We start from the raw sequence: 13930 nt of genomic DNA, 5'->3' as shown, positions 1-13930 counted from the left end.
GGCCTGGGGCCGATTCTCAGCTGGCAAGTCGTCGTCGTGCGTCGGCGAGCCTGGCGAGCACGGTCGAGTCGACCACGTCCGCGCCCACCTGGATGCGCAGTCCCCCGAGGATCTCGGGGTCCACCGTCACGTTGAGCTGGAGCTCCTGCCCGTAGGCCTGCTGCAGGATGCCGCCGAGGCGGTCCATCTGCGCCTGCGAGAGCTCGCTGCCAGAGGTCACGGCCGCCACGAGGCGCTCGCGCCGTGCGGCGGCGAGATCGCCGACGAGGCCGAGCGTCGCGACGAAGCGCCGACCGCGGGGCGACGCAGCCGCCCGCCGAGCCACCGCGAGGGTGGCGTCGGCGACCTTGCCGCGCAGCAGGTTCTCCGCGAGGTCCGCCCGCTTGTCGCCGGGCACCCGCGGGTCGAACAGGGCCTGCCGCACCTCGCGCTGGCCGACCAGCGACCGCGTGATGCGGAACAGCTCGTCCTCGACCCGCTCGAGCTCGTCGCCGGCCTGCGCCGAGGCGAGCACCGCGTCGAAGCCGAGGCGCTCGACGGCCTCGATGAGGTCGTCGGCCGAGGACCAGCGCTGCTGCACGAGCCCCGACACGACGTCGACCACGCGAGGGTCGAGCCGGCCGAGCGCGCCCGAGACCAGCCCCGCCTTGGCGTCGCCACGGATCGCCGGGTCCGACAGCGTGCGTCGCAGCGAGCCCGAGGAGTCCAGGGCGTCGACGACGGCGAACAGCTGCTCGCCGAGCGTGATCGCCTGCGCACCCGCCGCAGCCAGCACCGGTTCGAACCGGAGCTGGGTGGCGCCGAGCGACGCCAGGCTCGTGCCGCGCATCAGTTCTCCTTGCCGGCGCTCGTGGTTGCCGTCGCGTTCGCCTCGAGCTCCTCGAGGAACCGGTCGACCACCCGCGACTGCCGGGCGGAGTCCTCGAGGGACTCGCCGACGATCTTGGAGGCGAGCTCGGTGGCCAGCGCACCCACGTCGTTGCGCAGGGACACCGCGGCCTGCTGACGCTCGGCCTCGATCTGGCGCTGGGCCGTCTCGACCGTGCGCGCAGCCTCGGCCGCCGCCTTCGCCTTGAGCTCGGTGACGATGGCACCGCCCTCGGCGCGGGCCGCCTCCTTGATGCGGGCTGCCTCCGTGCGGGCGTCGGCGAGCTGCTGCTCGTACTCGGCACGCAGCTCGGCTGCCTCGGCCTGGGCGGCCTCGGCGTGCTGGAGCCCGCCCTCGATCTTCTCCGTGCGCTCGTCGAGGACGGCCTGGAACTTCGGCAGGGCGTACTTGATGAACACGACGGCGATGATCACCACGATCACCAACGACCAGACGATGTCGTAGGTGTGCGGGAGGAGGGGGTTGACCTCTTCCTCCTCAGCGGCCGCTGCCACGCTGTACGCGGCAGCGACGAGCGGCGCGGTGATCACAGGAAGAACGGGGTGGCGATGGCCAGGAGGGCGAGGATCTCGATGAACGCGAGACCCACGAACATGGTGGAGCGCAGCTGGCCGGCCATCTCGGGCTGACGCGCCATGCCCTCGATCGTCTTGCCGAACAGGATGCCGAGACCGATGCCGGGGCCGATGGCCGCGAGACCGTATCCGACGAGGGCGAGTCCGGTGATTTCCACGGGGTGGTTCCTTTCATCTGCGCGCCGCGCGGCGCGTCCGGTCAGGGGCGACGGTCCGAGGATCAGCCCGCCACGGTGGGTCTGTCGATCAGTGCTCTTCGGAGATCGACATCTGCAGGTAGACAGCGGTGAGGATCGAGAACACGTACGCCTGCAGGGCGGCCACGAAGACCTCGAGCAGGAAGAAGGCGAAGCCGGCCACGAACGTGACGGCGCCGAACGCCTTCACTGCGCCCGAGGCCTCGAAGAACAGGAACGAGGTGGCCGCGAAGCACAGGGCGAGCAGCAGGTGGCCGGCCATCATGTTGGCCAGGAGCCGGATGACCAGCGTGGCGGGCCTCAGGAGGAACACCTGGAGGGCCTCGACCGGCGTCAGCAGGATGTAGATGGGCCACGGCACGCCGGGCGGGAACAGGCTGTGCTTGAGGTACCCGCCGACGCCGAACTTCTTGACGCCCTGCCACAGGTACAGGAAGTACACCCACAGGGCGAAGATGATCGGCAGGCCGATCACCGACGTCCCCGCGATGTTGAGGAACGGGATCACGCCGGTGATGTTGAAGAAGAAGACGGCGAAGAAGATCGTCGTGATGATCGGGACGTACTTCTTGCCGTCCTTCTCACCGAGGATCTCGTAGGCGATCGACTTCCGGCAGAAGTCCAGCCCCATCTCGAGGACGCTCTGGAACCGGCCGGGAACCAGCGTGGCGCGGCGGGCACCGATGATGAAGACGAGCAGGAGAACGACGACCGCGATGAGCCGGACCAGGATGATCCGGTTGATCTCGAACGGGGTGCCCTCGAACCAGATGGCCGGCGGGAAGAAGTCCGCGAGCGAGGGCGGATGGAACCCGCTGCCGCCGTCGTCTTCCGCGGCGAGCGGCAGGATCGTCGCAAGGCTGAACAGGGCGGTCTCCTGTGGTCGTGTGCGCCGAGTGCCGCATCAGTGCGGGCACGAGCACGGCGCCGGGCCGTCATGGATGGCGAAAGCCTAACCCATGCAGGGCCTTGGTCCTGACCCGCGGCGGGCCTCCGGGAGGCGCCGCGGCCGCTACCCCTCGAAGTACCCCACGCGACCACGCTGGACCGCGCGCGCGTCCAGGACAGCCGACCCGATGACCCCCGCGATGGACACCAGGAACAGCACCTGCGGGTTGTAGAAGTCGAACTGCTTGAGGATCACCAGCACCACGATGACGACGATGAGCTTGCCCAGCCAGGCGCCCATGATCACCGCCATCATGGTCGTCGGGGCGGAGCGTGCGGTGCGCAGGACCGAGATCACCGTGGTCCCCGAGAAGATCAGCGCGATGCCGACGCCGATCAGCGCCCCCCAGACGCCCGCGGAGCCGTCGACGAGGTAGCCGACCACGACGCCGACGACGGTGAGGATCCCGAGCAGCACGAGCATGTCGCGCAGCGACTGGCGGAAGACGGCCTCCGTGGCCGTGGGCGGGGTGCTCATCGAACGGCCTCCAAGGGCGGTGGTGCAGCGGCCCGGCCGCGCAGCGGTCCGAGCGTCAGCAGGGTGGCGACCAGGACGGCGGCGCCGAACGTGATCAGCACGGCGGTGGTCTCCCAGCGGACCAGGGCGGCGACCCCGAAGGCGAACACCGCCGTCCAGACATACAGGATCGCGACCGCACGGCGGTGCGAGTGGCCGATCTGGAGCATCCGGTGGTGCAGGTGCATGCGGTCGGGGTGGAACGGCGACTTGCCGGCGCCCACGCGGCGGACGATCGCGAGGCCCATGTCCAGCAGCGGCAGCAGCAGCACGGCGAACGGCAGGAGCATCGGCAGGAACGCCGGGAACCGCTGCCGCACCAGCACCTGCTCCGGGTCGATCTGGCCCGTGATGATGATCGCCGCGGCGCTGAACACGAAGCCGAGCACCATGGCCCCCGAGTCGCCCATGAAGATGCGCGCCGGGTAGACGTTGTGCGGCAGGAATCCGACGCAGGCGCCCACCAGCACCGCGAGCACCAGGGCCGCAAGGTTCGCGTTGGCGTAGGCGCCGGGGTTGGCGCCCGCGGTGAGCAGGTAGGCGTACAGGAAGAACGCGGTGCCGCCGATGGCCAGCACCCCGGCGGCGAGCCCGTCGAGCCCGTCGACGAAGTTCACCGCGTTCATGGCGATGACGACGGTGAGCACCGTGAAGAACGTGGCCATCCGGGTGGACCCGACGATCGGCATGCCCGCGGTGGGCAGCTGGTACAGCAGCACGCCCTGCCACGCGAGGAACCCGCCGGCCAGCACCTGGCCCATCAGCTTGGTGAGCCAGTCCAGGTCCCAGATGTCGTCGGCGATCCCGAGGGCGCACACGATCGCGGCCCCGCCCATGATGCCGACCAGGGGACGGACGTTGTCGTACACCCCCGCGAGGAAGGGCAGCGAGCTGACCATGAGGATCGCCACGAGCATGCCGGCGAACATCGCCATGCCGCCCAGCCGGGGCGTCGGGATCGCGTGCACGTCCCGGTCCCGGACCGCGGTGATGGCGCCCCAGCGCAGGGCGCACCAGCGGGCCAGCGGGGTCATGAGATAGGCCACCGTGGCGGAGATGAGCAGGGCGAGCAGGTAGACCCTCACGCGGTGGGCCCCTCGACCGGCGTGACCTCGTTCAGCTGCTCCAGGCTCAGGGCGCCCGCGCGGACGAGCCGCAGGGTGTCCCCCGTGGCATCGACGATGGTCGACGCCACCTGGCCGGGCGCGTCGCCCGCGTCGAGGTAGACCGCCACGGACTCGCCGAGCTGGTCGAACGCCGCCTGCGCGGTGACCGCGGCGGGCGAGCCGGTGGTGTTGGCGCTGGAGACCGCCAGCGGTCCGGTGCGACGCAGCAGCGCCAGCGCGGTCTCGTGGTCGGGCACGCGGAGCGCGACCGTGCCCCTCGTCTCCCCCAGGTCCCAGGCCAGCGACGGCTGGGCGCGGACGATGAGCGTGAGGCCGCCGGGCCAGAACGCCTCGGCCAGGGCGCGCGCGCCCGCGGGCACGTCGGTGGCCAGCCCGTCGAGGGTGCGGACGTCGGGGATCAGCACGGGCGGCGGCATCTGGCGGCCGCGGCCCTTGGCGTCCAGGAGCGCCTGCACCGCGGGAGGGGTGAAGGCGTCGGCCGCGATCCCGTAGACCGTGTCGGTGGGCAGCACGACGAGGCCCCCGCGGGACAGGACGTTGACCGCCTCGTCGAGCGCCGGTCCCCAGGTGGTGGGGTCGCTCGCGGGGGTGATCCGCTCGTTCACGGCGCCGAGTCTGTCACGTGCGGCTGAGCGGCTCGCCGGGCGACGAGCATCCGGGGCCGACCGGTCAGGTCGGGACGCGACTCCACGTCGACGAACGCGCCCGTGGCCGCGGCGGCCTCGCGCGCGGCGGCGTCCTGCACCTCGGCGTGCTCCATCACCAGCAGCCCGCCCGGGACGAGCAGGCGGGCGGCCGCGCGCAGGACCGCCCGCGGCACGTCCAGCCCGTCCAGGCCGCCGCCGTACAGGGCGAGGTCGGGGTCGTGGTCGCGCACCTCGGGGTCGACCGGCTCGGCGTCGGGCGGGATGTACGGCGGGTTGGCGACGAGCACGTCGACGGTGCCGTCGAGCTCGCTGAGCATCGTCGGGTCGGCGACGTCGCCGTGCTCGACGCGGACGACCGCACCGACCGCAACGGCGTTGCGCCGGGTCAGGTCCACGGCCTCGGGCGACAGGTCGACGGCCACCACGCGGGCGGCGCGGACCTCGGTCGCCACCGACAGCGCGATCCCGCCGGCGCCGCAGCACAGGTCCACGACGAGCGGGTCGGTCAACCGCGCGGCCTCGTCGATCGCCACCTGCGCCACCACCTCGGTCTCGGGCCGCGGGACGAACACGCCGGGCTCGACCAGGAGCGTCAGGTAGCGGAACCCGGTGGTGCCCACCAGGTGCTGCAACGGCTCCCGGTTCCGCCGCCGCTCGACCAGTCCGGCGAACTGCTCCGCGAAGCCGTCGGGCACGGGCGGCGGGAGCGCCAGCTCGAGCCGGTCCAGACCGAGCACGTGCGCGGCGAGCGCCGTGGCGTCGTGGCGCGGCGACTGCACCCCGGCCTCGGACAGGATCCGCGTGGCACCCTCGACCAGCGCGCGCAGGTCGGGGACCGTCATGCGTCCCCCGCCGCTGCGAGCCGCGCGGCCTCGTCGGCGTCGATCGCACTCTGCACGACCGGGGCCAGCTCGCCGCCGAGCACCGCGTCGAGGTTGTAGGCCTTGTAGCCGGTGCGGTGGTCCGCGATCCGGTTCTCGGGGAAGTTGTACGTGCGGATGCGCTCCGAACGGTCGACGGTGCGCACCTGCGACCGGCGTGCCACGCTCGCGGCCGCGGCGGCCTCCTCCTGGCGGGCGGCCAGGATCCGGGCGCGCAGCACGCGCATGCCGGCCTCACGGTTCTGCAGCTGCGACTTCTCGTTCTGCATCGACACGACGATGCCGGTGGGCAGGTGGGTGATCCGCACCGCGGAGTCGGTGGTGTTGACCGACTGGCCGCCGGGGCCGGACGACCGGTACACGTCGATGCGCAGGTCGTTGGCGTCGATGGCCACCTCGGCCTCGTCCTCGGCCTCCGGGAACACCAGCACGCCGGCCGCGGACGTGTGGATGCGGCCCTGCGACTCGGTGACGGGCACCCGCTGGACGCGGTGCACACCACCCTCGTACTTCAGGTGCGCCCAGACACCGTCCTCCGGAGCGACCGTGCCGCGCGCCTTGATGGCCAGCTGCGCGTCCTTGTAGCCGCCCAGGTCCGACTCGGTGGCGCCCAGGAGCTGGGTCGCCCAGCCCATCTTCTCCGCGTAGCGGGTGTACATCCGCAGCAGGTCGGCGGCGAACAGCGCCGACTCCTCGCCCCCCTCCCCCGCCTTGACCTCGAGGATCACGTCGCGGGCGTCGTCCGGGTCACGCGGGATGAGCACCTCGCGCAGCCGAGCCGAGGCGGCGTCGGCGGTCTGCTGGAGCGACGGCAGCTCGGCGGCGAAGCTTTCGTCGACCTCGGCCAGCTCCGCGGCGGCCTCGGCGTCGTCGGACGCGGCCTTCCACGCGGTGTAGGCCTGCGCGACCCGGCCCAGCTCGGCGTACCGGCGGCCGAGCTTGCGGGCGTTCGCGGCGTCGGCGTGCACGGCGGGGTCGGCCAGCTGCGCCTCGATCTGCGCGTGCTCGGCGAGCAGCGGTTCGGCGGCGGCGAATGCCTCGCTCATGTGCGGGTGTCCTCAGGTGGATCGATCGGCTCCGACAACGACACAGCGCCGGTGCCCACGCGGACACCGCCATGGAGGGCGGTCGTCCGCGCCGGGCACCGGCGCTGCGGGGTTGCTAGTTGGCGGCCTTCTTGCCGTACCGCGCCTCGAACCGGGCCACGCGGCCGCCGGTGTCGAGGATCTTCTGCTTGCCCGTGTAGAACGGGTGGCAGGCGCTGCAGACGTCGGCGTGGATCTTGCCGCTGGTGACCGTCGAGCGCGTGACGAAGGTGCTGCCACAGGTGCAGGTGACCTCGGTCAGGACGTACTCGGGGTGGATGTCAGCCTTCACAGAACTATCTCCTTGGGTGGGTGTCTCCGGGTCCGGACGCGCGACTGGCGCCGGTGAACCGCAGACCAGCGAACCATTGTGCCAGAACAGCGACGCGGCCCGAAATCATCCCGTCCTAGAAAGCCTGTGCGTCCAGCCGAGCCGTCTCCGCCTCCACGTCGAAGTCCGCCGCGGGCCAGTCGACGTCGAGGTCCGCGAGGGTGTCACGCAGCAACCGGCCGATCGCCAGCCGCGCGTACCACTTGTTGTCGGCGGGCACCACGTACCAGGGCGCGTGCTCGGTGCTCGTCCGGTCGAGCACCGCCTGGTACGCCTCCTGGTACAGGGGCCACTTGGCGCGCTCGTCGATGTCGCCCGGGTTGAACTTCCAGTACTTGTCCGGGCGCTCCAGGCGCTCGCGCAGCCGCGCCTTCTGCTCCTCGGGCGAGACCATCAGGGCGACCTTGACGATCACAGTGCCGGCGTCGACGACCTCACGCTCGAACGCGTTGATCTCGTCGTACCGCGGCTCCCACACCTCCTGCGGCACCAGCTGGTTCACGCGGACCACCAGCACGTCCTCGTAGTGCGACCGGTCGAACACGCCGATCCGCCCGGGGGCCGGCAGCGCCTCGCGGATCCGCTGGAGGTAGTGCTGCGACCGCTCCTTCTCGGTGGGCACCCCGAACGACCTCAGCTGGACGCCCTGCGGGTCCACCAGTCCCAGGACGTGGCGGACGATCCCGCCCTTGCCCGAGGTGTCCATCCCCTGCAGGACGAGCAGCACCGCACGCGTGCCGCCCGAGCGGCCGTCCGCAAACAGTCGCTCCTGGTCCTCGCTGAGGTGCTCCCCGTCCTTCAGGAGCCGCTTCTCGGCCGCCTTCTCGTCGTGCGTCCAGCCCGGCGTCGCGGCCAGGTCGGCCGTCGCCAGGTCGAACCCCGGACCGACCCGCAGGGCCTCCCGGGGCGGTGTGCTCCACGACTTCGCCATCGAACGACTCCCGGGACTCGCGCCAGTGCGGACGACTGCACGGTAGCGGGACGACGACGGCCCCGCACCGGAAGCCTCTCCGGTCTCCTAGATGCGGCGGGTCTCATGAGCCCACATGGCGAGCTCCACGCGGTTGCGGGCACCGAGCTTCCTCATGAGGCTGGCCAGGTGGGCCTTCACGGTGCTGGTGCTGATGTACAGCTCAGTGGCGATCTCGTCGTTGGTGCGGCCCTGCGCCACCGGGACGAGAACTTCCTCCTCACGGGCCGTGAGCGGCTCGAGGGGCTGCCGTGCGGGTCCGGTCTGTAGGTGCGCGAACGCAGCGAGGAGGCGGACGGTCACGCTGGGTGCGATGAGCGCATCTCCGTCAGCCGCGGCGCGGATCGCCTGGGTCAGCAGCGCGGGTCCGGCGTCCTTGAGCAAGAACCCCCGGGCGCCGGCCTTGAGTGCCTCGTGGACGTACTCGTCGAGATCGAAGGTCGTGATCACCACGATGGGCAGAGGGTCGGTGACGTGGGGTCCGGCAAGGTGACGGGTGGCCTCGATGCCGTCCATCAGCGGCATGCGGACGTCGAACAGGCCGACGTCCGGGCGGAGCTCGAGAGCGAGGCGCACCGCCTCCCGGCCGTCCACGGCCGCGCCGACCACCTCGATGTCGGGTTGGGCGTCGAGCAGCATCGTCAGACCGGTGCGGACGATGTGCTGGTCGTCGGCGATCAGTACCCGGATGCTCATCGTCCGGTCCAGGTTCGGGGCAGCATCGCGTGGACCCTCCAGCCACGGTCGGCGTTCGGGCCCGCGTGGAACGTACCGCCGAGCAGTGTGGTTCGTTCCTGCATCCCCACGAGACCGTATCCCGCAGTGCCGTCGTCGGCCGAGCTGGGCGCACCATCGTCGTCGACGGTCAGCCGCACGCCCTCGGCGTTCCCGACGACAGCCACGGTGACCCGCGTCGCGTGGCGGGCGTGCCTGCGAGCGTTCGTGATCGACTCCTGGGCCAGGCGGTAGATGGCGGCCCCCACGGCCGGGCTGAGGTCCTGGAGCTCACCGGAGAGCGTCACCTGGACGTGCGGACGCGCTCCGACACCGTTGGTCAGCCGCTCGAGGTCGGCCACTGACGGCTGCGGCGCGAACTCCGCATCCTGCGAGGCGCGGAGGACGCCGACCATGGCACGCATCTCGATGAGCGCCCGGGTGGCGGCGTCCTCGATGGTGACCAGGGCCTCGACGGCACGCTCGGGGTCCGAGACTGCGACGGCACGCCCCGCCTGTGCCTGGATGGCGATGCCGGAGACGTGGTGGGCGACGGTGTCGTGGAGCTCGCGAGCGATCTGCTCGCGCACGCGGGTCTTGGCCTCGTCGATGTCGCGGATGCGGGCTCTCGCGTGGTACCGGATGGCAGCGCCGAGCGCCGCGGAGAACAAGAAGAAGCCGTATGCACCCACCGCATCCGCCGGGCTGGTCGGGTCTGCCACGTTGGTGACGGCCAGCCAGCACAGGATGACTCCGAGGCCGATCACCGCCTCGCGACCGGCTCCCCACCGGAACAGGGCGTAGGCCAGGACCAGCGCCGCCGCGGTGCTCGTCAGCAGACCGCCCTCCGTGCCCGCCCCGATCCTGACGAGGTCGACCATGGTCAACGCACCGAAGGCGACCACGACCGCCCGGAGCGGGTGAGTGCGTCGCCAGAGCAGGGGGGCAATGATCACGAGCGCGGCGACGAGGGCCAGCGGGAGCGGCGCCAGCCCGTCACGGAGCACCGCCTCCGCCACCGACCACACCGTCAGCAGGGAGACGAGCGCCCAGTCCCGGGAGACCCGGGCGGGAGGGTTCGCCGGTCGAGGTTCGGCCCACAGCGCGCGCAGGACGTGGGTGACCATCAAGTCAGCGTAGGGATGCGCTGTGCGCGTCGTATCGGCCGAAAGCACAAGAGGGCAACTGAACGAACGGCCAAGACAGGTCAGGCTCTGCGGCGGTTCTGCCCAGCACGGCAGGCCGCGATCGTGGACGAGCCACACCCCACCACGACGACGGAGCACCCGATGAGCACTCGCCGAGACACCACCACCGCGCTGGACGACTCGCGCCTCCCCGTGAGAGCGACGCTCGTGGCGGCGTGGACCAGTGTCGTGTTCCTGTACGCCTACGTGGACATCCTGGGCTTCTTCGTGCCGGGCAAGGTCGACGACATCCTGGTCGGCGTCGTCTTCGAGTTCGACATCACCCAGACGTTGCTGACCACGTTCCTCACGCTCATGGCCGTCCCGATCCTGATGGTGGTGCTCTCCGCCGTGCTGCCGGCCCGCGCGGCCCGGATCACGAACCTCGTCGTGGCCTCGGTCCAGGTCCCTTACGCGATGTTCAACGCGGTGGGCGAGTCCTGGTCCTATTACTACGGGCTCGCAGTCGTCCTGGAGGTGGCCCTGCTCGCCGTCATCCTTCGGCTGGCCTGGACCTGGCCCCGCCGCGTCGCATCGCCGGAGGCGACGACAGCCGTGCACGAGGAGCCTCTGGAGACGCAGCGTCACTAGCGCGACGACGGCCCCGCTCCTCTCTCGAGGAACGGGGCCGTCGGCCGTGGGTCGGCGGTCAGTCGCTGCCGGGGGTCGTCTTCTGGACCTGGAGCAGGAACTCCACGTTCGACTTGGTCTCCTTGAGCTTGCCGATGAGCAGCTCGATGGCCTGGGTCTGGTCGAGCGCACCCATCACGCGGCGGAGCTTGTAGATGATCTTCAGCTCGTCGTGCGGCATGAGGATCTCCTCGCGGCGGGTGCCCGACGCGTTGACGTCGACCGCGGGGAAGATGCGCTTGTCGGCCAGGCCGCGGGAGAGCCGCAGCTCCATGTTCCCGGTGCCCTTGAACTCCTCGAAGATGACCTCGTCCATCTTGGAGCCGGTCTCCACCAGCGCCGAGGCGAGGATGGTCAGCGAGCCGCCGTTCTCGATGTTGCGGGCCGCGCCGAAGAACCGCTTCGGCGGGTACAGGGCCGAGGCGTCGACACCACCGGACAGGATGCGCCCGGACGCCGGGGCGGCCAGGTTGTAGGCGCGCGACAGGCGCGTAAGCGAGTCGAGCAGCACGACGACGTCCTGGCCCAGCTCGACCAGCCGCTTGGCACGCTCGATGGCCAGCTCGGCGACGATCGTGTGGTCGGACGCGGGGCGGTCGAAGGTCGAGGCGATGACCTCACCCTTGACCGTCCGCTCCATGTCCGTGACCTCTTCGGGGCGCTCGTCGACGAGCACGACCATGAGGTGGACCTCGGGGTTGTTGGTCGTGATGGCGTTGGCGATCTGCTGCATGATGATCGTCTTGCCCGCCTTGGGGGGCGCGACGATGAGGCCGCGCTGGCCCTTGCCGATGGGCGCGACGATGTCGATGACCCGCGGCGACAGCTTGTTCTGGTCGCTCTCCAGGCGCAGGCGCTCCTGCGGGTAGAGCGGCGTCAGCTTGTTGAACTCAGGACGCACGCGGGCGCCGTCGGGCTCCAGGCCGTTCACCGAGTCGAGGCGGACCAGCGCGTTGAACTTGCTGGGCCGGTTGCCCTGCGCCGGCGGCTGCTCGCCCTCGCGCGGCTGGCGGACGGCACCGGTCACCGCGTCGCCGCGTCGCAAGCCGTAGCGCTTGACCTGGTTGAGGGAGACGTACACGTCGTTGGCGCTGGGCAGGTAGCCAGTGGTGCGCACGAACGCGTAGCTGTCCATCAGGTCGAGGATGCCCGCGACGGGGAGCAGGACGTCGTCGTCGTTGACCTCGATGTCGTCAAGACCGGCGAGCTCGCCCGGCCCGGGACGTGTGCGGGTGCCGCGGCCCTTGCGGTCACGGTCGCGGTCCCGGTAGCGGTCACGGGAGCGCCGACGGCGTCCGCCGCGCTCGTCCAGGCCGTCGTCGTCCTGCTGGCGCGGCTGGGTGCCCTGCTGCGGGTTGCCGCCCTGCGGACGCGTCTCCTGCTGACGGTTCTCCTGCTGGCGGTTCTCCTGCTGACGGGGCTCCTGCTGCTGGCGGGGCTCCTGCTGCCGGTTCTCGCGCTGCTGGCCGGCCGGCTGGCGGTCCTGCTGGCCGTTGCTCTGCGCGTGGTCGCCGTCATCGCCCTGCGGCGCACCCGCACCGCGGCCGGCCCGGCGCGAGCGCCGCTCACCGGTCACGACACCGACGGCGTCGGCTGCACGGGCGGCGCGGTCGTCCCGCGCCTCGACGGGCGCGAGCTTGGCGTCCAGCGCGGCCTCGAGGCCGGCCAGCGCGTCGCCGCGCGGCGCCCCGGTCCCCCGGTCCTGCTGCGCCGGGGCGGAGTCGCCCAGGTCGAGCTGGGGCGCCTGCGTCCGGGGTGCACGTGCGCTGCGCGTCGGCGTCTCGGCCACGGCCGTGCTCTGCTCACGGCTGAGGTCACGACGCGGCTCGAGCGCCTGCGGGCGCGAACCGCCACGAGCCTCCGAGATGGCCTGGACGAGGTCGCCCTTGCGCATCTTGGAGGTGCCCTTGACGCCCAGCTCGGACGCCATGGCCTGCAGCTCGGGCAGGCGGAGCGCCGAGATGCCGGCGCTGCGGGCGGACCCGCCGGAGCTGCTCACGGCGGGCTCGATGATGTCTGTCACGAAGGACCCTTCCCCTCGTCGGTGGCCGGGACCCGATGGTTCGGGGATCGGCCGACGTCCGGTCGAGTTGACCGAGACGGTGCTGGAGCCACACGCGCTGCGTACGACGACGTCTGCGCACGGTGGGCTGGATCGTTCCCGGGTCGTCTACTCATTCTGCGGCGCCGGTCACGTACGACACGGGTGGCCAGAGGGCGAGGTCCGGGGAACGCCTCGATGCTATCACTGCGGACCCGGCCTCCCGACCGGGCGAACAACCGGCGTGTACTTCACCCGTCAGGTCACCCGCTGGACCGTCGCGCCCGTGCGGTCCACCGGCAGCGGCAGGATCTGCCAGCCCCCCATGGCCCCGCCGAACGCGTCGCGCACGGCGTCGTCCGCGTCGGTCGTGCCGGTTCCCGTGCGCCGCGCGAGCACCAGCACGGTCGGGCCGGCTCCGGACACCACCGCCGCCACGCTGCGGGCCCGCAGCACGTCGACGAGCGCCAGCGATCCGGGCATGACGGAGCGTCGGTACTCCTGGTGGAGCCGGTCCTGCGTCGCGGTGAGCAGCAGGTCCGGCCGCCGCGCGAGCGCCTCGACCAGCAGCGCGGCGCGGCCGGCCTGGAACGCGGCGTCGCCGTGCGGCACGGTCGCGGGCAGGACGCCTCGGGCGGCCTTGGTGGACAGGTGGGTCGGCGGCACGATCGCGAGCACGGCGACGTCGTCGTGCACCGCGAGGTCGACGGCGCGGAACCGGTCGTCGCGCCACGCCAGGGTCGCGCCGCCGAGCACGGCGGGTGCCGCGTTGTCGGGGTGCCCCTCGATCTGGGCGGCGAGGTCGATCACCACGTCGTCGGACAGCGCCTCCGGCTCGGCGATGAGTCCCCGGGCGGCGACGATCCCCGCGACGACAGCCCCGGCGGACGAGCCGAGACCGCGACCGTGCGGGATCCGGTTGTGGCACACGAGGTCCAGCCCCGTCTGCGACGCGCCGACCAGGTCGAGGGCCGCCCGCAGCGAGCTGACCACCAGGTGCTGCTCGTCGTCGGGCACCTGCCCGGCGCCCTCACCCGTCACCTGCACCTTGACGCCCGGCGAGCCGAGCGCGCGCACCTCGAGCTCGTCGTACAGCCCGAGCGCGATGCCGAACGCGTCGAAGCCGGGGCCGAGGTTGGCGCTGGTGGCGGGGACGCGGACGCGGACGTGGTCCGCACCCAGGCGCATCCG

Annotated in this window: 16 protein-coding genes; 1 reads left to right on the top strand and 15 read right to left on the bottom strand. The window is 71.7% G+C overall.

What is annotated here, in order from left to right:
- Positions 1-16: 16 nt before the first annotated feature.
- From ACO06A_RS13645 to ACO06A_RS13585, 13 genes are all read right to left on the bottom strand, one after another.
- Positions 17-829, bottom strand: a complete 813-nt coding sequence (locus ACO06A_RS13645; protein ID WP_421732778.1) for a F0F1 ATP synthase subunit delta — start codon at positions 827-829, stop codon at positions 17-19.
- Entirely contained in the window at positions 829-1419 is a 591-nt protein-coding gene (locus ACO06A_RS13640; protein ID WP_421732777.1) for a F0F1 ATP synthase subunit B, read from the bottom strand. The genes ACO06A_RS13645 and ACO06A_RS13640 overlap by 1 nt, the downstream gene beginning before the upstream one ends.
- Complete coding sequence (atpE, locus tag ACO06A_RS13635; RefSeq protein WP_055918092.1) at positions 1416-1622, bottom strand: ATP synthase F0 subunit C; 207 nt, start codon at positions 1620-1622, stop codon at positions 1416-1418. The genes ACO06A_RS13640 and atpE overlap by 4 nt, the downstream gene beginning before the upstream one ends.
- An 88-nt stretch (positions 1623-1710) precedes the next feature.
- Entirely contained in the window at positions 1711-2433 is a 723-nt protein-coding gene (gene atpB, locus ACO06A_RS13630) for a F0F1 ATP synthase subunit A (RefSeq protein ID WP_421736066.1), read from the bottom strand.
- Positions 2434-2673: 240 nt separating this feature from the next.
- Positions 2674-3087 (bottom strand): hypothetical protein, encoded by a 414-nt coding sequence (locus ACO06A_RS13625; protein WP_421732776.1) that lies wholly within the window; start codon positions 3085-3087, stop codon positions 2674-2676.
- The gene (locus ACO06A_RS13620) at positions 3084-4211 is read right to left on the bottom strand and encodes a glycosyltransferase family 4 protein (RefSeq protein WP_421732775.1); all 1128 of its coding nucleotides are present in this window, start codon (positions 4209-4211) and stop codon (positions 3084-3086) included. The genes ACO06A_RS13625 and ACO06A_RS13620 overlap by 4 nt, the downstream gene beginning before the upstream one ends.
- Positions 4208-4858: an L-threonylcarbamoyladenylate synthase gene (locus ACO06A_RS13615; protein ID WP_421732774.1), complete on the bottom strand. Its 651-nt coding sequence runs from the start codon at positions 4856-4858 to the stop codon at positions 4208-4210. The genes ACO06A_RS13620 and ACO06A_RS13615 overlap by 4 nt, the downstream gene beginning before the upstream one ends.
- Positions 4855-5742 carry a peptide chain release factor N(5)-glutamine methyltransferase gene (prmC, locus tag ACO06A_RS13610; protein ID WP_421732773.1) on the bottom strand — a complete coding sequence of 296 codons (888 nt, stop codon included), beginning with the start codon at positions 5740-5742 and terminating at the stop codon, positions 4855-4857. Before prmC ends, ACO06A_RS13615 begins: the two co-directional genes overlap by 4 nt.
- Entirely contained in the window at positions 5739-6827 is a 1089-nt protein-coding gene (gene prfA, locus ACO06A_RS13605; protein ID WP_421732772.1) for a peptide chain release factor 1, read from the bottom strand. Before prfA ends, prmC begins: the two co-directional genes overlap by 4 nt.
- 115 nt (positions 6828-6942) lie before the next feature.
- Positions 6943-7158: a 50S ribosomal protein L31 gene (rpmE, locus tag ACO06A_RS13600; RefSeq protein WP_056096298.1), complete on the bottom strand. Its 216-nt coding sequence runs from the start codon at positions 7156-7158 to the stop codon at positions 6943-6945.
- A 115-nt stretch (positions 7159-7273) separates the two neighbouring features.
- Positions 7274-8128, bottom strand: a complete 855-nt coding sequence (locus ACO06A_RS13595; protein ID WP_421732771.1) for a PPK2 family polyphosphate kinase — start codon at positions 8126-8128, stop codon at positions 7274-7276.
- A gap of 87 nt (positions 8129-8215) precedes the next feature.
- Positions 8216-8863, bottom strand: coding sequence for a response regulator (locus ACO06A_RS13590; RefSeq protein WP_421732770.1), 648 nt, complete (start codon positions 8861-8863; stop codon positions 8216-8218).
- Positions 8860-10008: a sensor histidine kinase gene (locus ACO06A_RS13585; RefSeq protein WP_421732769.1), complete on the bottom strand. Its 1149-nt coding sequence runs from the start codon at positions 10006-10008 to the stop codon at positions 8860-8862. The genes ACO06A_RS13590 and ACO06A_RS13585 overlap by 4 nt, the downstream gene beginning before the upstream one ends.
- A 162-nt stretch (positions 10009-10170) precedes the next feature.
- Here ACO06A_RS13585 and ACO06A_RS13580 point away from each other — a divergent pair, with 162 nt between their 5' ends.
- Positions 10171-10659: a DUF6326 family protein gene (locus ACO06A_RS13580; protein WP_421732768.1), complete on the top strand. Its 489-nt coding sequence runs from the start codon at positions 10171-10173 to the stop codon at positions 10657-10659.
- 58 nt (positions 10660-10717) lie between these two features.
- On the opposite strand, the gene rho is transcribed toward ACO06A_RS13580, so the two are convergent.
- Entirely contained in the window at positions 10718-12628 is a 1911-nt protein-coding gene (gene rho / locus ACO06A_RS13575) for a transcription termination factor Rho (RefSeq protein ID WP_421736065.1), read from the bottom strand.
- Positions 12629-12997: 369 nt separating this feature from the next.
- The gene (gene thrB / locus ACO06A_RS13570; RefSeq protein ID WP_421732767.1) at positions 12998-13927 is read right to left on the bottom strand and encodes a homoserine kinase; all 930 of its coding nucleotides are present in this window, start codon (positions 13925-13927) and stop codon (positions 12998-13000) included.
- Between the last annotated feature and the right edge of the window lie 3 nt (positions 13928-13930).

The organism is Cellulomonas sp. (assembly GCF_965229465.1).
Taxonomy (GTDB): Bacteria; Actinomycetota; Actinomycetes; order Actinomycetales; family Cellulomonadaceae; genus Cellulomonas.
Note: the sequence above shows the minus strand (reverse complement) of the source record. Positions and strands in the feature narration are given on the sequence as shown.

Bases quoted from the DNA above. Each gene is read 5' to 3' on its own strand.
- ACO06A_RS13645 (WP_421732778.1), bottom strand. From the start codon at position 829: ATGCGCGGCACGAGCCTGGCGTCGCTCGGCGCCACCCAGCTCCGGTTC.
- ACO06A_RS13625 (WP_421732776.1), bottom strand. From the start codon at position 3,087: ATGAGCACCCCGCCCACGGCCACGGAGGCCGTCTTCCGCCAGTCGCTG.
- prmC (WP_421732773.1), bottom strand. From the start codon at position 5,742: ATGACGGTCCCCGACCTGCGCGCGCTGGTCGAGGGTGCCACGCGGATC.
- prfA (WP_421732772.1), bottom strand. From the start codon at position 6,827: ATGAGCGAGGCATTCGCCGCCGCCGAACCGCTGCTCGCCGAGCACGCG.
- ACO06A_RS13595 (WP_421732771.1), bottom strand. From the start codon at position 8,128: ATGGCGAAGTCGTGGAGCACACCGCCCCGGGAGGCCCTGCGGGTCGGT.
- ACO06A_RS13590 (WP_421732770.1), bottom strand. From the start codon at position 8,863: ATGAGCATCCGGGTACTGATCGCCGACGACCAGCACATCGTCCGCACC.
- ACO06A_RS13585 (WP_421732769.1), bottom strand. From the start codon at position 10,008: ATGGTCACCCACGTCCTGCGCGCGCTGTGGGCCGAACCTCGACCGGCG.
- ACO06A_RS13580 (WP_421732768.1), top strand. From the start codon at position 10,171: ATGAGCACTCGCCGAGACACCACCACCGCGCTGGACGACTCGCGCCTC.
- rho (WP_421736065.1), bottom strand. From the start codon at position 12,628: ATGGCGTCCGAGCTGGGCGTCAAGGGCACCTCCAAGATGCGCAAGGGC.
- thrB (WP_421732767.1), bottom strand. From the start codon at position 13,927: ATGCGCCTGGGTGCGGACCACGTCCGCGTCCGCGTCCCCGCCACCAGC.